The following is a 19,394-nucleotide window of genomic DNA, read 5'->3' on the forward strand; positions in this document are numbered from 1 at the left end:
CGGGAGCACTGCCCGGTGACGAAGGCGTGGTCCCGCCGACCACTGATCCCCACCTGACCGACCTTCGAGGAGACAACCGCGATGATTCCCGACGACGACCCGTCCCGGTCCCTGAGCGTGGCCAACCCGGACGACCCCGGCACCACATACGTCTCACTGGTCGGCAACACGTACGCCATGCTGGTCACCGGCGAGCAGACCGGCGGCCGGTACTGCCTGATCGACATGCGCGTGCCCGACGGCGGCGGCCCGCCCCCGCACCGGCACGACTTCGAGGAGATGTTCACGATCCTCGAGGGCGAGATCGAATTCACCTTCCGGGGCGAGAAGCACACGGTGCGGGCCGGGTCCACGATCAACGTTCCGGCCAACGCGCCGCACAACTTCCGCAACGTCTCGGGGGCGCCGGCCCGCATGCTGTGCATGTGCACCCCCGCCGGCCAGGACGAGTACTTCCTGCGCATCGGCGACGTCGTCGAGGGCAAGGACGCGCCGCCGCCGCAGCTGTCGGAGGAGGAACTCCTGGAGCGCCGCCGCCTTGCGGCCGAGCTGGCCTCGACCTACCGGAGCGAGTTCCTCTAGCCCACAGGGTCGGTGGGCCCGGGCCGGTCACGGGTGTGGCCGTGTCGCATGGTGTGACCGTGATGAGCGGTCCGGCGGCGCGACCGCTGACAGACTGATCGTTACTGCTATTACTGCTATCTCCGGGGAGCGCGAATTGGGAGCGGTGGGACTGGCGGACCGGCTGGCCGCGGCACGAGCCGGTGCGCTGGTGGGCAGGGAGCCGGAACGGGCGGTGCTCGACCGGATGCTGTCGGGCGTGGCGGACGCTCCGCTCGTGGCGTACCTGCACGGTCCCGGTGGCATCGGCAAGTCCTCGCTGGTGCGCTACGCCGCCCGGCAGGCCGAGCTCGCCGGCCGCCGGGTGGTCCACGTGGACGGACGGTTCCTCGACGCCGATCCGCGCCGACTGGAGGAAGCCGCGGCCCCCGCGTGCACCGAACCCGGTGCGGTGCTGCTCATCGACACCTTCGAGCAGTGCCAGCCCCTTGAGGCGTGGCTGCGCGAGACGTTCCTGCCGCGGCTTGCCGACCATGCGATCGTGATTCTGGCCGGCAGGGTCGCCCCCGACGTCGAATGGTCGCTGGACCCTGGATGGGCGCAGCTGTTCACCGCGTTGGCCGTGCGGCCACTGACCGCCGCCCAGTCCCACGCCCTGCTCGCCGCCCGCGGTGTTCCCGCCGAGCAGCGCCGTGCCTTCGTCGCCTTCGCGGGAGGCAGCCCGCTCGCCCTCTCACTGGCCGCCTCCGTGCCGGCCGCGACGCCAGGCGCACCGTGGGAGCCGACCGGTGACGTGCTGACGACCCTGGTCGAACGGCTCGTGGGCGACCTGCCCAGCGCCGCCCACCGACGCGCCCTCGAGGTCGTCGTACAGGCATACGTCACCCGCGAGCCCCTGCTGCGCGCAGTGCTGGGCGACGAGGACACCGACACGGTGTTCTCGTGGTTACGTCAGTTGCCCTACATCGAGACCACACCCGAAGGGCTGCACCCGCACGACGCTGTCCGGGCCACCCTTGAGGCCGACCTGCGCTGGCGGGATCCCGAGCGCTACGACGACGTCCGCGTCCGCGTCTCACTCGCTGGCCTGCGGGCCGTACGCGGCGCCACCGAGGACGACGCGCTGCTGCGGGTCGCGGAGTGGATGTTCCTCTTCCGCAACCACGGGGGCCCGGACGATCTGTACAACTACCGGACGCACCCGCACATCGAAGACACTCCGCTCCGGCCAGAAGACGTGCCCGCCGTGTTGCGCATGGCCGAGGAAGCGGAGGGCCCGGCATCGGCGGCCGCGGTCGTGCACTGGGTGCGCCGCCAGCCGGAAGCCTTCCGTGTCCACCGCTACGCAGGTTCCTCCACGCCTGTGTCGTTCATGGCCATCCTGCGGCTGGACACACCACTGGCCGAGGACCGTGCCGCAGACCCGGTGATCGCGGCGGTCTGGGACCTCGTGGCGGCGGCCCCCCTTGGGCCGGGTGAGCATCTGGGCATCCGCCGCTTCGCGGTACAACCCGGCGGGCACCAGCGGCCGTCACCCCTGATGGAGCTCACCAGTCGCCGCACCATCGGCGACGAGATGCGCACCCGCGGACGGGCGGTGACCTTCACCGTCTTCGAAGACGCCGACCGGTGGGGGCGCTACCTCGCCGAGGCCGGAATGCCGGAGCTCGCGGCCGTGGACGTCGGTGGGCGGCGACAGCACATCTTCGGCCGGGACTGGCGACGCCAGACAGTCGATGAGTGGGTGCAACACCGGGCTCGCGCAGCGGTCACACCCGTGACGACGTGGCCCGCGACTTCCGCCACGAGTGGCCCGGGCGACCAGCTGCCGCGTGCGGCGTTCGCGGAGGGCGTGCTCGAGGCGCTGCGGACCTGGCACAGCCCCCGCGAATTGGCCACCAGCGTCCTGCTGCATTCCCCTCTCGTGCCGCATGGCTCTCCCGAGCCGGTCGCTGAACTGCGTGGCGCCATCAGCAGTGCCCTCGACGCGATACAGACCGACCCCGCGGGCGTCAAAGCCCACGAAGCCCTCACCGCCACTTATTTCACGGCCTCCCGCACCCACAGGGCCGCCGCCCGACGACTCGGGGTGCCCTACGGCACCTATCGGCGCCACCTCGCCCTGGCCAAGGAACGCCTCATCGAACAACTGCTGCGACAACCGGCCACGACATCCACACCGCTCCAGCGACGCTCGCTACCGGGGGAGTGAGGACTCTGCGAAACCGCTGGGCAAGGCGGCCACCGGCTCACCCCACGGCCACCGTGGGCTACCGCGGAAACTGACGAGCTTCGATTCGGGCTGCATCGGGACGTGCGGAAGATGCGCCAGGACTTCAGTCGCGCGACTCCGTGCTCGACCGGCGCAGGCGCTGTGGTCAGCACTCGGTTGACGGTTTGCCGGGCGCCCGAGGGGTGCCGTCACCCACGGGGCGGCTCCCACGCAGGCGCGGCCGGCGAGATGCCTTGGCGTTGACAGAACGGGATGATTCGATGGGTGCGGGCCGCGGTGAGATCCGCAGCAGCCGCCCGGCGGGGTCGGTCACCACTTGCACGTTCACCCCGTGTCGGCGGTGCCTGTGGCAGAAGCCTGCCCCGCTGTCGTGTAGGCGTGGGCGGTGCTCGTGGAGATGCTGAACCCGGCGCGCAGGTACACCAGGCCGACCAGAGCACGCTGGTGCGGCAGGTCGAGTGCGGCAGAAGACCGAACCAACGCGGCGCCTGCGCCTGGGGGGTGACACCAACGGCCAGAACGGCAGGCACGCGGGCGTCTGTTACGCGCGATAGCCCGTGACGTGTCCGCACGGCGACCCGCCGTGCGGACACGCTGCCTGTCGTACGTGGGCCGAGGGCCGACCCGGAGGCTTGCCCGACGCGGCGAGGCTGGAGCTGCGCGTGCACCTTCGGACCCACCGGGCCTGTTCAAGTGGCGTACGCCGGTCGGTGAATAAGGGTGGGCGCTGTCGGCAGGGTCGGCGGGTTGGCGGGTTGGCGGGTTGGCGGGTCGGCTGTTGGCTGTCGGCTCAGAGGCTGCTGAGCAGTACCTACTCAGGTGCCGACGGGCAGGCCGAGGCGGCGCAGCCGGGCGCGGACGCCGTCCGAGTCCGGCACGCAGAGTTCGTTGAGGATGTCCGCTGCTCGCTGGGCGGCCCGTCGGGCTGCCAGGGCGTCGCCGGCGGCCCGGTGGCTCTCGCTGAGGTGGGCCAGCACGTCGGCCTCGAAGTAGCGGTCCCCGAGACCGTGGAACAGCGCGACGGCGTTGTCGTAGCAGGCCGCGGCCCGGCGGTGGTCGCCCAGGTGCTGGTGAGCGTAGCCGAGGCTGTCCCAGGTGTCCGCCTGCCCGTCGGGGACGCCGAGTTCGGTGAAGAGCTCCAGCGCCTGCTCGCAGAACGCGAGGCACTGGCGGTGGTCGCCGAGCTGTGCGTGGTACCAGCCGACCGCGTTCAGAGCCCGGGCCTGTCCGGTCCGATGGCCCAGGGAGACGTACTGGTCAAGGGCGTCCCGGGCCCAGGCCAGCGCTTCGGGGTAGGCGTCCCGCCGTGCGTGCAGGCGGGCCAGGTCGAGGTGGGTGTGGGCCAGCTCGGTTCGGTCCCCGAGGGCTTTGTAGAGATCGAGGGCGCGGGCGAGGTGGGTGTGCGCGTCGTCGAGCCGCGTCAGGCGGGTGCAGGCGCGGCCGAGGCCGCTGTGGGCGTCGGCTTCCCCGGCGGCGGAGGCCGAGCGAAGTGCGGCGTCCAGCGCGGCCTCCTGGGCCGTCGCCCAGTCGGACCAGTGGCCCCGTCGCTGCAAGAACGTGGTCAGGGCGCGGGTCAGCTGCCAGGTCCGGGCACCTGGTGCTCGCGTGGCGGTGCCCGACCGGTGCACCACCGCGAGGAGCACGGGGTGTTCGACTGTGAACCAGGCAAGAGCCTCTCCGTGGTCCGCGGCGTGTTCGGGGGAGACGCCGGGGACCGGGGACGGCAGTGCGATCGGGTCACGGTGCGGATCAAGCATGCGGTCCGCGGAGTGGGCGGAGTGCAGATAGTGGCCGAACAAGCGGTCTTCGGCCGCTTGCGTCTCGCCGACGGCGTTCGCGGTGCCGGCGAGTTCGGCGGCGTACATCCGCAGCAGGTCGTGGAGTACGTATCTGCCGCGCGAGTGCTCTGTGACCAGGCAGCTGTCGGTCAGCGCGGTCAGTAGTCGGCCCGCGTGCTGGACGGGGAGCCCGGCCAGGCTCGCGGCGGCGGGCACGCTGATCTCCGGGCCGGGGTGTACGCCGAGCAGCCGGAACATCCGGGCGGCCTGGGGGCTCAGGGTGCCGTACGACCAGGAGAACACGGCCCGTATGTCCGCCCGCGTGTCCTCGTTGCCAAAGCTGTCCAGCCCGTCGGGGGAGTCCTGGGCGTCCCGGAGTTCGGCGGCGAGCCGTGCCAGGCCGAGCCCCCGCTCGATCGCCGCGCGCGCCGCCACGATGACCAGGGCCAGCGGCAGCCGCGCGCAGCGGCTCACGATCTCGTCCACCGCCAGCGGTTCGGACATCACGCGCTCGGCCCCTATCCGGCGGGCGAGCAGCCGTCGGCACTCCGCCGCGGGCAGCACGTCCAGGACAAGACTCCGGGCGCCTTCCAGGGCGATCAGGCCGGAGAGCCGGTTTCGGCTGGTCACCAGAGTGAAGCACCCTGGACTGCCGGGCAGGAACGCCCGTACCTGTTCGGCGTCCCGTGCGTTGTCGAGCATCACCAGCATCCGCCGTCCCGCCAGCATGCTCCGGTACAGCCCGGCCTGCGCCTCCGGGCTGACCGGCATGTGCTGGGGGAGCACGCCCAATGCCTCCAGCAGCCGGGGCAGCGCCTCCGCAGGGGTCACGGGTGGGCGCGAAGGCTCGAAACCATGGAGGTTGACGTAGATCTGGCCGTGGTCGAACCAGTCGGCCACCCGGTACCCCCAGTGGAGGGCCAGAGCCGTCTTCCCTACCCCCGCGGTCCCGGAGAGGGTCGAGATCACCGCGACCGCGGGGCTTCCGATGTCCTCGGCGAGGATCTTGTCGAGCTGGGCGAGCTCCTCCTGCCGGCCGGTGAAAGTCGGTACGTCCAGGGGCAGATGCGCCAGAACCGGCGCGGATCGCGGACGTGCCGAAGGCGGCGGATCGGTGGCCTCGGTCGGCTCGGGGGGCTGCAGGATCGCTCGGTGGAGTTGCCGGAGCTCGGTCCCCGGATCGGCGCCCAGTTCGTCGGCGAGCCGCTTGCGGGTCTCGGCGAAGCACTCCAGAGCTTCGGAACCGCGGCCCGCCTCGTACAGTGCCCGCATCAGCACGGCAACCAGCGGTTCAACGAGCGGGTGTTGGTCGATCAACTCGGGCACCCGGTCGATCACCACCGCGTGGTTGCCCACTGATGTCTCCGCGTTGGCCCACGCCGTCACCGCGTCCAGCCACTGCCGTCGCCAGGTGTCGCGCATCCGCGACGCCCACTCACCGGACAGGCCGGCGAGCGGCTCCCCGCGCCACAGGTCCAAGGCCTCGCGGAGTATCGTCACCTGCTCGGCGTCGCTCCGGCCAGCTCTGCGGGCGTCGGTGACCAAGCGATGGAACCGGTGGAGGTCCACGTCCTCGGAGTCGGTGTCCAGCACGTAACCACCGTTCCGCCGAAGCAGGCCCGGCGTGCGAACGGCCCCGGCGGCGGCCAGTCCCCGCCGAATGCGGGCCACATGCGCGTACAGCGCCTGACGTGCCCCCTCCGGCGGATCCTCACCCCACACACGCCTCGTCAATGTCTCGATCGGCACTGCCCGGCCGGCGTCCACCGCGAGCGCCGCCATCACGCTCCGCCGCTGTGGAGGACCTAAGTCGATCGGGCCTCGGCCCCATAACTCGACGGGCCCGAGAAGTCTGAACGTCACCACGACAACCCCCGGCGATCAGACGCGCACACGCTCCGCACCTTCCCCTGGCCGGTCAGTTCCTTCACCGGCGTCGCCCTGGCGACACCTCTCGAGCACCAGGCCGCGACACACGCTACGCGCGCGTAAGACAGCCCCACAAGGTTCAGCCGGGTCAGGTCTTCTCCATCACCGGGCAGGGACACGGCCCTCAGGCAGGCGTCGGCCGCTCCGAAGATTCGCGGGCGGCAGGCAGCGATCCGGGGTGACGCCTAGGCATGAGCGTGTTCGTGGCCTACCTGGTGGCTACCAGGCTGCGTGCCCTTGGCGGACAGTGCGGAGGACCGCCGTCCGTCCCGTGCTGCTGCCCGTACGTCCGCGCTACGCCCCAAGGTCTGCCCGCCATCAAGTCCGCTGCAGGCGGCGCTCGCTGACCACTCGCTGCCTGGGCTCGCCCGCGGGGGTCGTTCCGTCGAAATCAGGTCTCCACAGCCCCGGGGCGGCCCGATCTGCATGACGTTCATCTCTGGCTGGAGCGGCGATGGCTTCCACCCGGTCGGCATCCTGGATGCAGCCGCCCCTGGTGCGCGGCCGTGGTGTTCGATCCCTGGTCAATGTCCGGCAGGCGGTCGCGCGGGTCCTGGGAGTGCGGCGCCAGTTCGAACTCCGCGGCGCAGCTGAGACCAGCCGGGGCCGTGGGCGGCGACGGGCGGGTGGTCGCCTCTCGGCGGGTTGACCCACGGGGCTTCAACCGGTTGATCGTCCCCATGGGCACCGGGTGAGGTCCGGGGACACTGCCCCATCCGCAGCCACATACAGATGAACCGTCAGCCCGTTGGGCTAGGGCGTCGTCCATTCCAGACAGACACCCTCAGCTACTCAGCGTGGGTGCTGCTCAGTCGGCCTGGGATGCGCTGCGACTTGAGTTCGCGAGGATGACGGCCCATCGAGGAGTAGGCGGGCGAGCTCCCTGCTGGGCACGTCGCGGTGAGCGGATCAGGCGTGCACGGCTTAGGGTCGTTACGTGGCACACACCTTCGAAGAACTCGTGGAGAAGCAACGCGCCGCCGACCAGGCGCACGCGACTGTCCAAGCCCTGCGCACCAAAGGTGATCCTCCCGCCTACGAGACCGCGTGGCAGGTATGGCGTGACCTGGCCCAAGACGTGCACGGAGCGGTCACCATGCACGCGCGAGAGCAGGGCACGGTCCGGGCCGGCGTCGAGCTTGAGGTGAAGAGGGCGGTCCGCCACACCGGGTAGCGAGCACGCAGCTGCACCCCACCCCCCACCCGCATTTGGCCCGGGTGTTGGGCTGTCCGCCGCAGTGTCGGCACGTCGACAGGCGGTACTCGTCGGCGGTGAGTCGGCCGTGCGGGGGCTGGCTCATTTATCGAGGGTTCCGCGGGTGTGGCTCGGTAGGGTCGGGACGTGCACCTTGAGGAGAGCGGGCCCGTCGATCCGGCGCCGGTCCTGAACTGGCAGGACGGCTCCGCACTGCGCTGGACCGATCGGCCTGAGGAGGTCGATGCCGCGTTCATCCGGGGCGAGCCGCTCGTCGGGGTGGCTGTGATCGCGCTCGCTCTCAACCATTCGGACGCGGACGCGATTCTGCCCCTGGTGGGCAGGGCGTTGGAGGCGAAGGACCCGGAGATCCGCCGCCAAGGTGTCATCGCTCTGGCACACGTCGCCCGCCTCCATCGGAGAGTTGACCGACGATGTCTCGATCTCCTGCGCAGTTGTCCGCGAGGCAACGAAGCTGATGACGACTTGTGGTCCTTCGTCGCCCACCGCCGGCTTCCATGGTGGCTCTGGCGCTACCACTTCACGGGGCGGCTGACCTGGATCTTCCGGGACAGGTGGAGGGACTGACACCGCTGGATGATTGATTCCAGGGTTCCTGGGCTGCACAGCCGCTTCCGGACCTGGGAGTTGGACGGGACCTGGGAGCGGGTGTCCACCGCGATCTTGGCCGAGGCCGAGGCGGCCGGAACGATCGAGTGGATCGAGAGGCCGTCGCCTGGGACGCGGGGCTCGCCTGGGCCGGAGTTCCCCACCCACCGGCGGAGAGAACCTCTGTCGGGCAAATGGATCAAGATGATAGAAGTACCGCTGTGCACAAGACTCTGGAGTTTCCCGAGCTGCTGCGGCTGATCGACGAACGTGCAACCGCCTTCCGCGCCGCGATCGCCGCGCCCAGCCTCGACCTGCCCGTGCCGACCTGCCCCGGGTGGACGCTGTCCGACCTCGTGCAGCACATCGGCGAGGGCCGCCGCCGCTGGGCCGCCACGGTCGCCGCCGGGCCGGACGCCACGGCCAGGACCCCGGCCCAGGGTGACGCGGTCGCGCCGCAGGAGCGCGAAGCCGTACAGGCCTGGCTGGCCGCCTCGACCGAGCTGTTGCTGGCGGCCCTGCGGGAGGCCGGTCCGGACCAGGGCTGCTTCACCGGCTGGGGTAACACGCAGACGCCGCACACCGCTGGTGGCGTCGCCCGGCACCAGGTCCAGGAGATCGCGGTGCACACCTACGACGCCCAGCTCACCGTGGGCGAGCCGGCCTCACTGCCTGTCGAGGTGGCGCTCGACGGTGTCGAGGAGACCCTGTTCATCACCTGCTTCACGACGAGCGCCTGGCCGCACAAGCCCACCGCCTTCGACTTCCACGCCACCGAGGGCCGCTCCTGGCGCCTCACGGCCGACGGCGACGGTGCGCGGACCACCCGGCTGCCCGCTACCGGCGAGGACCCGGACGCGGCAGGCATCTCCGTTCGCGGCACGGCCAGTGATCTGGTCCTCTACCTGTACGACCGCATTGCGGCGGACTCCCTGCAACTCGACGGGGACCCGGAGCTGCTCGACCTGCTCCGCGCCTGGGAGCCGGAGGACTAGGCGTGACGACACGCCACCGCGCACTCTCACTGAGAGGGCCTGTCTTTCGGGTCAGCTCGGCGTCGCGGGTCCTGGCACGTACATGTGCCGCGTTGTCGTAGCGTGCCGACGCTCCCTGTCGCCGCTCACCACCGCTCCACCTTGCAGCTGCAGGCACCAGACCTGGCTCGATTCGCCAGGAGGGGCCGTCCCCCTTGGACAGCTCGCTGACGACCCGATCCGCTCCGCCGGCGTGACGTGCTCGGTGACGGCGGGGCCGGGTGAGCAGTCCGGCTGCCATCAAGCTGCACACTGCGGTCTGCAAGGGTCAGGTCACGCTCTCGGCCGCGCAGACAGCCATCGTCACCGACTGGACCACGGCCCTGACCGCCCTTCATCTCGGCTGAAGAGGCGGCTGAAGAGGCGGCTGGAGGGCGGTGGCTGTCGTATGCCGGAATGCCTTGGATCAATCTGTGTCGGTCGCCAGTGAGGGAAGGCCCCCGGCTGGGCGGGGGAGACCAGCCGGGGCCATGGGTGGCAGCGCAGCAGCTGGCCGCCGACGGCTTCCACGAGTTACTCGCTTCGCCTCTCCCCGCTCCAGTACGACCACATCAACTTCCTCGGCCGCTACGCCTTCTGCACCAAGGCCGTCACCTGGTCGTGGCATCGGGAACCATGGGCTGATCCGGGCTCGTGGGCGATGGGCGCCGCCGCGGCAGCATCATGGCCGTGGTCACCGCGGTGGCGAGGATGAGCGCGGCGGCGAGGCAGAAGGCGTTGCGGGCGCCGGTGAGCGCGGCGGCGGCCGGGATGGGCTCGCCGGGCGCGGCGGCATGGAAGAAGAGGCTGCCGAGCAGGGCCACGCCGAGAGTGCCGCCGAGTTGCTGCACCGCGTTGAGAAGGCCGGCGGCGGAACCCGTCTCGTGTGGGCGGACTCGGTGCAGGGCGGTGGTGAAGAACGGCACGGCGTACAGGCCCTGACCGATCCCGGCCACGGCCAGCGCGGGCAGCAGCAGCCACGGATAGGAGGCGGGCGGGCTGGTGGCGTACACCGCGGCGGCCGATACGACTCCGGCGAGCAGGGCCAGCAGGCCGACGCTCATGACCCGGGCCCCGTAGCGGGGTACGAGCCAGACGCCGGCGACCCAGGACGACAGGGCCATCGTCGCCGACCACGGCAGCAGCGTGAATCCTGCCGAGAGGATGTCGCGGTGCAGGCCCAGCTGCATCTGCAGCACGGCCACCAGCATCAGGCCGCCCACCACAGCGAAGAACAGCACGCTGGACACCAGCGCGGCGGTGAAGCCGCGGTCGATGAACAGGCCCGGCTCGATGAGCGGGCTGCGGCCTCCGCGGGCCCGCCGCCGTTGATGTGCGGCGAAGCCCGCCAGCACGGCTCCGCCGGCGGCGAGCATGGCCCAGCACCAGCCTGGCCAGCCATGTGCGCCGCCCTGGATGAGGGGAAAGACCAGCAGGCTGCTGCCCAGGACCACCAGCGCCGTGCCGGCGTGGTCCAGCCGTGGTCGAAGCGCGGCACGGTCCTCGCGCAGCAGCGGCGTGGCCGCCAACACGGCGGCACCGAGGGGGACGTTGACGAGGAAGACCGCACGCCAGGAGGAACCCAGCACATCCGCTTGGGTCAGCGCGCCGCCGACCATCGGGCCGGTCACCGCGGCGAGCCCCATGACCGGCCCGATGGTGCCCATGGCCCGGGCCAGGTGTCGACCGGTGAACATGGCGCGGATCATGCCGATGGTCTGCGGGATGATCAGTGCGGCCGCGGCGCCCTGCACCGCCCGCAGGGCGATCAGCGCCGCGGTGGACGGTGCGAGCGCGCACCCCAGCGAGGCCAGGACGAAGCCGGCCATGCCGACGCGGAATGTCCGCCGCCGGCCGACGATGTCACCCAGCCGCCCGCCGCTGATGAGGAAGACGGCGAAGGGCAAGGTGTACGCGGCACTGAACCACTGGATGCTGGAGGCCGGACCGCCCAAACCGGCGCGGATCACAGGGGCGGCGACGGTCATGATGGTGGCGTCGAGGAGGTTCATGGCCTCGGCGACCAGCAGCACGGCGAGTGCGGCCCAGCGCTGCTGCGGAGGCGGGGTGGTGGAGTACGACATGTGCCCGAGAGTGCGTGCCGCCGCGGGGGCACCTCCACTTTGAGCGGCTGGATTGCTGAATCATTCCACCGGAAAGTCCTTGGTGCATGATTCCCACATGCTGGACGACATCGACCGAGGTCTCATCCACGCCCTCCGTATCGACGGTCGGGCACCGTTCAGCGCGATCGCCGACGTCCTCGATGTCTCGGCGCAGACGGTCTCCCGCCGCTACCGGAAGCTGTGCGCAGACGCTGCGCTGCGGGTGGTCGGCCTGGCCGAGCCGGAGCGCAGCGACCGCACCCAGTGGCTGCTGCGGCTGACCACAGGCCCGCGTGCCGCCCAGGATCTTGCCGAAGCGTTGGCCCGCCGCGCCGACACCTCCTCGGTCAAGCTCGCTTCGGGCGGCACCGAGATCGTCGCGATCGTGCACACCTCCACCGCCGACGGGCCCGCCGGACACGCACTGCTGTTGCACGACATCCCGCGCACGGCCGGCATCACCGCGGTCTCCGCACATTGCGTGCTGCACACCTACCTTGGTGGGCCCACCGCCTGGTCCGGCCACCAACAGGCCCTCGACGTCACGCAGCAGCGCCGACTGCGCACCGCCGTAGCTGAGGCGGCGTCTGTCGCCGCTTCTGGGGTGCGGGCGGCTCTCAGCCAAGCCGATTGCGACCTGTTCGCTGCCCTCCAGCGTGACGGTCGGGCGAGCCTGAGCAGCCTTGCCGCGACCACCGGCTGGTCGCCTGCCACCGTCGCGCGCCGGCTGGAGCAATTGCGGGCCGGCGGCCAGCTCTTCTTCGACGTCGAACTCGACTCCACCCTGTTCGGCGTCACCACGCAGGCACTCCTGTGGATGGGCGTCGCCCCCGCCGACCTCGACCAGGTCGCCCGCACCCTGGCCCGACACCCCGAGCTGGCCTACGTAGCCGCCGTCACCGGCCCCCACAATCTCACCGCCCATGCCCTGTGCCCCGACCCGGCGGCGCTGCACCGCTACCTCACCGAACGCCTGGGCCTCCTGAAGGCGATCCGCACCCTGGAAAGCGCGCCCGTCTTACGCACGATCAAGATGACGGGACCGCTCCCGGCCACCGGCAAACCGCCCGTGCGACGCCGCTAACTCGTGCCGAACGACGAGCAGCACGTGACCTCTTCCGTCCCGGTTCTGGTGAACACCTTCAGTGAAGGACGACGACTTGCAGATTGCTGTCAGCCAAGGACCACCGTTGGCGGCTCTGCCGTCTCCCACTGACAGGTCTCGTTAAGATCTCCTGATCATGGACCTGATGACGGGGAACGACATGGTCGCCATCCCACCGGGGCAGGTGACGCTGTCGGACCGGCGGACACAGCGCAGTTGGTCGGTCGACCTCGCGCCCTACCAGCTCGCGGCATCCCCGGTCACCCAGGCGTTGTACGCACAGATCACAGGCCGGCGGCCGAGTTCCACCCGTGGGGACCAGTTGCCCGTCGAGTGCGTCTCCTGGTGGGACGCGACGGGGTTCTGCAACGCCCTGTCCCAGTGCGCCGGCCTCACGCCCGCGTACCACATCCGTGCCGAGGCCGAAGTCATCGAGTGGGACGCGTCCGCCGACGGATATCGGCTGCCGACCGAAGCCGAGTGGGAGCACGCCTGCCGTGCCGGGACGACCGGGCCGCGCTACGGGGAACTCGACGAGATCGGCTGGTACCGCGGAAACTCACACGAGCGCATCCATGACGTGGGCGGCAAACGCCCCAACTCGTGGGGGCTTTACGACATGCTCGGCAACGTCTGGGACTGGTGCTGGGACGTCTACGACGCCGAGGTCTATGGCGCCTACCGGGTGCTCCGTGGCGGTGGTTGGTTCGATGAGCACTGGAGTTGCCGGGCCTCCGCGCGGCGCCGCAGTCATCCGACTTTCCAGCTCGACGACGTAGGATTCCGCCTCGCGCGTTCCGTCGTGCGTTGATCCACGTCGTGTGCGGCCGGGCCCGCGCGCGGTCGATCCGGCGATAGCGTGATCCTTATGACGGCTGAAGGCGAGGCGCTGGTCGGCGGGATGGCGAACGCGGGGGCGGTTTTTCGCCGGGGGGAGCTGGTGGAGCGACCGGCACCGCGCAACGCGCGCGCCCTGCATGCCTATCTGCTTGCGTTGAAGGAGCACGGCTTCGATTCGGCGCCGACTCCTGTCGGTCTCACCGCGGATGGCCGTGAGCAACTGACTTTCCTCCCTGGCGACGTGGCCCTGCCGCCGTTCCCGGACTGGGCGATGACGCGTTCTGCTCTCGAATCGGTGGGGAGCCTGCTGCGGCGTCTGCATGAGAGCAGCGCGGCCGTGGCGGTCGACACCCGTGCCGAGTGGTCCCCGGACCTCGCCGATCCGGAGGGGGGAAGGATGTTGTGCCACAACGATGTGTGCCCGGAGAACGTCGTCTTCCGCGACGGTCGTGCCGCGGCCCTGATCGATTTCGACTTGGCGGCCCCGGGTCGTGCCCTCTGGGACATCGCCATGGCCGCCCGCTATTGGGTGCCCATGCTTGATCCCGAGTCCGCGGCCGCCCTCCATCCCCCCGGGCTGGATGCGGCCGCACGGCTGCGAATTCTTGCCGACGGCTACGGCCTCTCGGCAGGTGCCCGCGCCGAGTTGCCTGGCGTCATCGAGCAGGCCACGGAGGTCTGCCGGGCCTTCGTCGCTCGCCGCGTGGCCGGCAAAGACCCCGTCTATCTCCAGGCGTTGGCCGAGCGTGGTGGATGGGAACGCTGGGACCGGGTGCAGACCTGGCTGGTGGACCACCGCAAGACGTTCACGGCCACCCTGCTGAACTGACCGGCCCGGAAGTTCGAGGGCAAACTCGCCCGGTGTTCCTGGAGCCGCCTTCGTCCTCGATGGCCGCCTGGAAGCGGTAGGAGTCGGTTCCGGTCTGGATCAGCGCCCGGCAACGCTGGGAGCATGTCCTGACCCTATGATCACTTCACCCCAGCGTCCGCTGCGGCCGCACATGCCTCCGAGACAGGCTTTGGACGATGACGAGTACCGCCCGCAAAGCTCCCTGGACCCTTGCCCGCTCAGCGCAGGCGGCGATAGCGGCGGCCGCCGTGGCAGACGCGTTCCGCGCGGTGGCAGTCCGGGATCACTACCTGCACCCCACGGATGCGTCCCTGCACAGGTCGGGCCTCATCTCCATGATCTTCCTCTATGTGTCGGCTCCTGCGATCGTGCTGTTCCTCGTGTGGCTCGCCCGGTCCCGGCGCAACGCCCAGGAACTGTCCCCCCAGGCCTCGCTCCCGAGTCGGGGCTGGACGATCGGCGCGTGGTTCATACCCGTGGTCAACTTCTTCGTCCCGCGCCGGTTCGTCCGCGACATCGGGCGCGCGACCTCCGCGTCCTGGGCGCCGAAGCGGGACACGACACTGGTGAACCTGTGGTGGATCGCCTGGATCACGCACGCGCTGGTGATCATGGTGGCGGGCCGGGCGGCCCCGGGGTCGACGGCCTTCCTCATGGTGGCGGAGGCGCTCATGCTCGCGGCGGCCGTGCTGTTGGGGCTCGTCATCGAGCGCATCACGGCGTTGCAGGGCGCGGCGCTCAGCGCCACCGTTCGGGTCGCGCCTCTCGCCCAGGCGTGAGGCAGTTCCCCCCGATGTGTTCCCCACGGCGACCTGATTGGTCGAGTGCGTCACCGGCAATGGCCTTGCCTCGGTTCACCGCACGGGCTGTCACGCGGCCTGAGGTCTCTCGGCCTCGCTAGGAGGCACAACGAGGCTCCCCTTCGGAGATCGTGAGCGGGTCATGATCTCTGGAGCGGGGCGGTCCCGGGCGGCGCCCAGCTGATGGGCCGACATGTCATCTGTCCGGAGGTAGTCACACCCAGCCCTTCCGTGCCCGGGACGGCAGGGGCAAGGTGAGGAATGCAGCGTCAGGCTTCAGGGAGTGCTGTCTCGGTACCGGTTCGTGCCGTAACGCCTTCGTTGAGTGAGTCGGCAGGCGCTGGCTGAGCGCGGTCGCCAGAGCTGCTGCTGCGGTGAGCGTGATCGCGGTGACGCGTGGGCCGGTGGCGGCGATGAGCTGGCCGCCCAGTGCCGCTCCGGCGGCGGAGCCGAGGTTGTGGCCGGAGCCGAGCCAGGCGTTGGCCTCGGTGTGGCGGGACGGGGCGATGCGTTCGTCGACTGGGAGGTAGGCGAGGACGAAGAGCGGGGTCAGGGGCAGTCCTGCACAGAACACGGCCAGGATCATCAGTGGCGAGGCGGCGAGTGCGGCCAGGATGAGCGTGCTCGTTGCCAGGGCGACCGCGGCCTGGGTGTAGCGGGCGCGCAGGGAGGATTCGGACGCAGATAGGTGGGACGGGAACCCAGTCGGCGAGGCGGGAACATGTCTCCTTGATCATGGAGTTGCGACGCTCTGTGATCACTGGGGGAACCTGTGCCCGTGCTGCCATCATGGCTGACCGGCCCGCTCTGGGACCAGTTCGCTGCCCTGCTGCCCGAGCGCCCGACGGTCGATCCGTCCCACACGCTGGGGTGCCACCGGCCCCGCTTCAGTGACCGGATCGTGTTCGACAAGTTGCTGCAGCTTCTGCGGTTCGGCTGCATCTCCGACATGACCTGCTCGGCGACCACCATCCGCAACCGCCGTGACGAGCGGATCCGGCTCGGCGACTTCACCCGGCTCAAGCAGATCGCGCTGGAGTCCAACGACCGGATCGTCGGGCTCGTGCTCGACTGGATCACCGTTGACGGCTCCATCACCTAGGCCCCGGCCGTAGGCGAGGTCGCCGGGCGCTCGCCGGTCGGCCGCGGCAAACAGGGCCTGAAACCGCTCGGCGCTGCCCATGACTGATGACCAATCACCAATTCACCAGGGCACGGGGGTTCCGTCCCAGGAGAAGAAGCAACCGGTGGGGCCGTCGTCCGGCAGCAGGGCCAGGCGGAGGGCACCTTGGGCGGCCTCGGCCGGGTCGTCGCCGGTAGCGGCGGCCCCGGGGGTGAGATCGGTTGCCCGCCGGCCGGGGGCGAGCGCGTTGACCTTGAAGCCGTCCTCGGCCAGCGTCTGGGCGTAGAAGACCGTGAGGGCGTTGAGCGCGGCCTTGGACGACCGGTAGGCGGCGGCGCCACCGCTTCCCGGGGTGAACTGGGGATTGGGGTTCGTGCTCCAGGTAAGCGACGCGGTGCCACTGGAGATGTTGACGATGCGCGGGTGCGGGGACCGGCGCAGGGCGGGCAGGAAGGCGTTGGTCACCGCCACCACTCCGAACACGTTGGTCTCGTATGCGCGCCGGAACTCCTCGACGCCGGTGCCGGCCGGCGGGGCCAGCGAGGGGGCGATGCCGGCGTTGTTGACCAGCACGTCCAGGCGGTCCACCTGAGCCGCGGTCTGTGCGATGCCGTCGGGATCCGTCACATCTAGGACCAGCAGCCGGGCGCCGGCGCCGATCTCCTCGACGGCCCGCTGTCCGCGCCCCGGGTCGCGGGAGCCCACGTACACCGTGAGACCCTCGGCGGCGAGCAGCCGGGCGATGTGCTTGCCGATGCCCTTGTTGGCACCGGTGACCAGAGCTGTGCGATCGTTCATGGCAACTACGGTCCTCTGGCGGTGGGCGCTCTGCCAGGGACAACCTGTACCAGGCAGGCGGCGGGAGGCGGCATGGCGCGACAGGAGCTGGCCCGCTTCCTGCGGGACCGCCGGTCGGGCCTGCGCCCGCACGAGATCGGCCTGACGACGACGGGCACCGCACGCCGCACACCGGGCCTGCGCCGCGAAGAGGTGGCGGACCTCGCCCACATGTCGGTCGACTACTACACGCGGCTGGAGCAGGCCCGCGGACCGCGGCCGTCGGCCCGGATCCTGGACGCGCTGGCCCAGGCGCTGCGGCTCACACCGGCCGAGCGCAGCCACCTGTTCCGCCTGGCGGGATCGAGCGCGCCGCCCGGCAGCGACGTCGTGCGGCGGGTGCGCCCGCACGTGGCCCGGATGCTGGAGCGGCTGCCGCAGACCGCTGCCATCGTCACCGACGCGGCGTACGGTGTAGTCGCGTGGAACCCCCTGGCCCAGGCACTGCTCGGCGGCGACCTCGCTGGCGGTACGACAAACCTGGCCCGGCGCCGCTTCCTTGGCCAGGGTCGGATGTACGAAGGCACCAGCGCCGAGGAGTTCGGGCACATCGTGGTGGCGCGGCTGCGCCGGGCCGCCGACCGCTACCCGCAGGACCCGCAGTTGACCGCCCTGCTGGCCGAACTGCACGCCGACAGCGAGGAGTTCCGGCAGATCTGGCAGACACGTCCGGTTCACGCTCCCGGGCACCGCACCAAGACCATCGACCACCCGGAAGCCGGTGCGCTCCGCTTGAACTGTGACGTCCTGCTCGTACCCGAGGAAGACCAAGAAGTCGTCCTGATCACGGCCGACCCCGGATCACCGGCCTCGCGGGCCCTGCACAGACTGGCCACGCGGGCGACCTGAAACGGAAGACGCGCACAGGCTTCCCCGGCAGTCACAGAGCGTCACAACTACATGTTCACTCGGGCCTATGCCCACCTTGATGCTGAGGCTTTCCATGCCGCCTATCTGCACGGCCAAGGACCCGGTGGAGACGAAGCTGCACACTGCGGTCTGTAAGGGGCAGGTCACGCCCTCGGCTGGGCAGACAGCCACCGTCAGCGGTTGGACCACGGCCCTGGCCGCCCTTCATCTCGGCTGAAGAGGCGGCCGAGCGGGTGGCTGTCGTATGCCGGAATGCCTTTGATGGGTCTGTGTCGGTCGCCGGTGCGGGGCTGGACGGGGGAGACCAGCCGGGGCCATATGTGGTGGCGGAGGGCGGTCGCCTCTCGGCGGGGTGCTCCATGGGGCTTCAGCCGGACGATCGTCCCCATGGGCGGAGGGTGAGGCCCGGGGACACTGTCCCCTCCGCAGCCCACACGTAGACAAACGGTCAACCGCCGCGAGTTGCCCCCCCCAGACGCCGACGGCCGTACGGCGAAGAGGACTGGTCTCGGCAAGCGCGGCGAGCGACGCAGTACGGGCCCGATGGCAGCCGGAGGTGCGCAAACGCCGGGAGAAGTAAGGCGCCACCAGCGGAGGGATCACGGTGGAGACGCGGGGCCGGGTTCGGCTACGCCGCGCCCCGTTGTATGTGGCGGCGAGCGCGGTCGCCACGGCTGGGGTCGGCTGGCCACCGCTGCGGTGGACGTGTGAGGTCCCGGGCCCGTCGACTGGCCGTTGCGCTACTGTTTGCCGCTTGAATGAGTCAGACAGGGTAGGCGTTTGAGCCACCAGGTCGCGAGTGGATAGGCAGCCGCTGCGGCAAGCAGTCCCGTCAGGGCGGTGACGGTGTGCTCGTACTCGGGAAGCAGCTGGCTCGCGGGCTCGAAGACCAGCATTTGTACGCCCCAGAAGGCCGCGAAGGCCGCGAACATGCCTCCGGTCGACTCCTTGGTCCGCCGCGTCTTGCCCGCCGGGACGGGCGCGGCTGGCCGGGTGAGCTGGCCGTCCGGGGGTGGCGTGAAAGGGTCGGTCACGCTCCTGTTGTACCGGTCGTCGATCATCGCGACAAGAGGTACGGCCCGCCGGTGAAATGGCCCGCGACCGGCGTCCCTCCCGGGCAGCGTTCGCCTGTCAAGGGCCTAGTCGCGACGCCGCGTCGCCCGCGCCCGGTTGCGTCTCCCGCAGAATCGGCCGCCTGATGGAACCCTTGGAGCCGGATCACATTCCCCTGCCCGCGTCATTTCCCCTCGTGCCTATGACGCCTCCTGGCGGCGGCTGGGGTGCGCAGCGGGCTCCGGTGCCCGCACCACCACTCGGTCTCGACCCCGCGCAGCGCGGCGGAGGGGGCTCCACCCCCTCGCACTGCGCACGCCGGCGGGCCGCCGACTTCATTTCGCCGCTGTCGGGCGAGACGATCTCATCGTTGTACGCAGTCTGTCGCTTCCCCGTTGGGCTCGCGCTCGGCGTGCCGACGGACCTGGCCGCGAACTATGGCTGCACGCCCGTGGTCCGGCTGGTACACCGGCCGCGAGGATCAACGGTCAGC

Annotated in this window: 16 protein-coding genes and 2 pseudogenes; 12 read left to right on the forward strand and 6 right to left on the reverse strand. The window is 70.5% G+C overall.

Annotated features, from left to right (window positions below; all coding sequences use genetic code 11):
- Positions 1–81 precede the first annotated feature (81 nt).
- Positions 82–582, forward strand: coding sequence for a cupin domain-containing protein (locus ABZT06_RS42715; protein WP_355753475.1), 501 nt, complete (start codon positions 82–84; stop codon positions 580–582).
- Between the two features lie 145 nt (positions 583–727).
- Entirely contained in the window at positions 728–2,773 is a 2,046-nt protein-coding gene (locus tag ABZT06_RS42720; RefSeq protein ID WP_355753558.1) for an ATP-binding protein, read from the forward strand.
- Between the two features lie 65 nt (positions 2,774–2,838).
- Here ABZT06_RS42720 and ABZT06_RS42725 read toward each other — a convergent pair.
- Both ABZT06_RS42725 and ABZT06_RS42730 read right to left on the reverse strand, forming a co-directional pair.
- Positions 2,839–3,238: pseudogene (locus ABZT06_RS42725) on the reverse strand (IS5/IS1182 family transposase); the annotation flags it as partial.
- Positions 3,239–3,609: 371 nt separating this feature from the next.
- On the reverse strand, positions 3,610–6,438 hold the full coding sequence (locus ABZT06_RS42730; RefSeq protein WP_355753478.1) for a BTAD domain-containing putative transcriptional regulator: 2,829 nt from the start codon (positions 6,436–6,438) through the stop codon (positions 3,610–3,612).
- Between the two features lie 1,000 nt (positions 6,439–7,438).
- Between ABZT06_RS42730 and ABZT06_RS42735 the strand changes: the two genes are divergently transcribed.
- From ABZT06_RS42735 to ABZT06_RS42750, 4 genes are all read left to right on the forward strand, one after another.
- On the forward strand, positions 7,439–7,675 hold the full coding sequence (locus tag ABZT06_RS42735; protein WP_355753481.1) for a hypothetical protein: 237 nt from the start codon (positions 7,439–7,441) through the stop codon (positions 7,673–7,675).
- 168 nt (positions 7,676–7,843) lie between these two features.
- Positions 7,844–8,284, forward strand: a complete 441-nt coding sequence (locus tag ABZT06_RS42740) for a hypothetical protein (protein WP_355753484.1) — start codon at positions 7,844–7,846, stop codon at positions 8,282–8,284.
- A gap of 242 nt (positions 8,285–8,526) precedes the next feature.
- On the forward strand, positions 8,527–9,300 hold the full coding sequence (locus ABZT06_RS42745) for a maleylpyruvate isomerase family mycothiol-dependent enzyme (protein ID WP_355753487.1): 774 nt from the start codon (positions 8,527–8,529) through the stop codon (positions 9,298–9,300).
- 260 nt (positions 9,301–9,560) lie between these two features.
- Positions 9,561–9,686: a hypothetical protein gene (locus tag ABZT06_RS42750; protein ID WP_355753563.1), complete on the forward strand. Its 126-nt coding sequence runs from the start codon at positions 9,561–9,563 to the stop codon at positions 9,684–9,686.
- A gap of 243 nt (positions 9,687–9,929) precedes the next feature.
- Here ABZT06_RS42750 and ABZT06_RS42755 read toward each other — a convergent pair whose 3' ends face one another.
- Positions 9,930–11,402: an MFS transporter gene (locus ABZT06_RS42755; protein WP_355753490.1), complete on the reverse strand. Its 1,473-nt coding sequence runs from the start codon at positions 11,400–11,402 to the stop codon at positions 9,930–9,932.
- A gap of 97 nt (positions 11,403–11,499) precedes the next feature.
- On the opposite strand from ABZT06_RS42755, the gene ABZT06_RS42760 reads away from it, so the two are divergent.
- The 4 genes from ABZT06_RS42760 to ABZT06_RS42775 all read left to right on the forward strand — a co-directional run bounded on the left by ABZT06_RS42760 (position 11,500) and on the right by ABZT06_RS42775 (position 14,997).
- Entirely contained in the window at positions 11,500–12,507 is a 1,008-nt protein-coding gene (locus ABZT06_RS42760) for an Lrp/AsnC family transcriptional regulator (RefSeq protein WP_355753494.1), read from the forward strand.
- 157 nt (positions 12,508–12,664) lie between these two features.
- Positions 12,665–13,339, forward strand: a complete 675-nt coding sequence (locus ABZT06_RS42765; RefSeq protein WP_355753497.1) for an SUMF1/EgtB/PvdO family nonheme iron enzyme — start codon at positions 12,665–12,667, stop codon at positions 13,337–13,339.
- A 57-nt stretch (positions 13,340–13,396) separates the two neighbouring features.
- Positions 13,397–14,197: a phosphotransferase gene (locus tag ABZT06_RS42770; protein WP_355753500.1), complete on the forward strand. Its 801-nt coding sequence runs from the start codon at positions 13,397–13,399 to the stop codon at positions 14,195–14,197.
- A gap of 197 nt (positions 14,198–14,394) precedes the next feature.
- The gene (locus ABZT06_RS42775; RefSeq protein ID WP_355753502.1) at positions 14,395–14,997 is read left to right on the forward strand and encodes a DUF4328 domain-containing protein; all 603 of its coding nucleotides are present in this window, start codon (positions 14,395–14,397) and stop codon (positions 14,995–14,997) included.
- 235 nt (positions 14,998–15,232) lie between these two features.
- Here the strand turns inward: ABZT06_RS42775 and ABZT06_RS42780 are convergent, their stop codons facing one another.
- Positions 15,233–15,685, reverse strand: a complete 453-nt coding sequence (locus tag ABZT06_RS42780; RefSeq protein ID WP_355753560.1) for an MFS transporter — start codon at positions 15,683–15,685, stop codon at positions 15,233–15,235.
- A gap of 105 nt (positions 15,686–15,790) precedes the next feature.
- On the opposite strand from ABZT06_RS42780, the pseudogene ABZT06_RS42785 reads away from it, so the two are divergent.
- A pseudogene (locus tag ABZT06_RS42785) lies at positions 15,791–16,183 on the forward strand (IS5/IS1182 family transposase); the annotation flags it as partial.
- Positions 16,184–16,222: 39 nt separating this feature from the next.
- Here ABZT06_RS42785 and ABZT06_RS42790 read toward each other — a convergent pair.
- Positions 16,223–16,939 carry an SDR family oxidoreductase gene (locus ABZT06_RS42790; RefSeq protein WP_355753505.1) on the reverse strand — a complete coding sequence of 239 codons (717 nt, stop codon included), beginning with the start codon at positions 16,937–16,939 and terminating at the stop codon, positions 16,223–16,225.
- A gap of 72 nt (positions 16,940–17,011) precedes the next feature.
- On the opposite strand from ABZT06_RS42790, the gene ABZT06_RS42795 reads away from it, so the two are divergent.
- Entirely contained in the window at positions 17,012–17,827 is an 816-nt protein-coding gene (locus tag ABZT06_RS42795) for a helix-turn-helix transcriptional regulator (protein ID WP_355753508.1), read from the forward strand.
- 761 nt (positions 17,828–18,588) lie between these two features.
- On the opposite strand, the gene ABZT06_RS42800 is transcribed toward ABZT06_RS42795, so the two are convergent.
- Positions 18,589–18,882 (reverse strand): hypothetical protein, encoded by a 294-nt coding sequence (locus tag ABZT06_RS42800; protein WP_355753511.1) that lies wholly within the window; start codon positions 18,880–18,882, stop codon positions 18,589–18,591.
- Positions 18,883–19,394: the final 512 nt, after the last annotated feature.

It is taken from the genome of Streptomyces sp. NPDC005483 (genome assembly GCF_040606035.1).
In the GTDB taxonomy this organism is placed as follows: domain Bacteria; phylum Actinomycetota; class Actinomycetes; order Streptomycetales; family Streptomycetaceae; genus Streptomyces.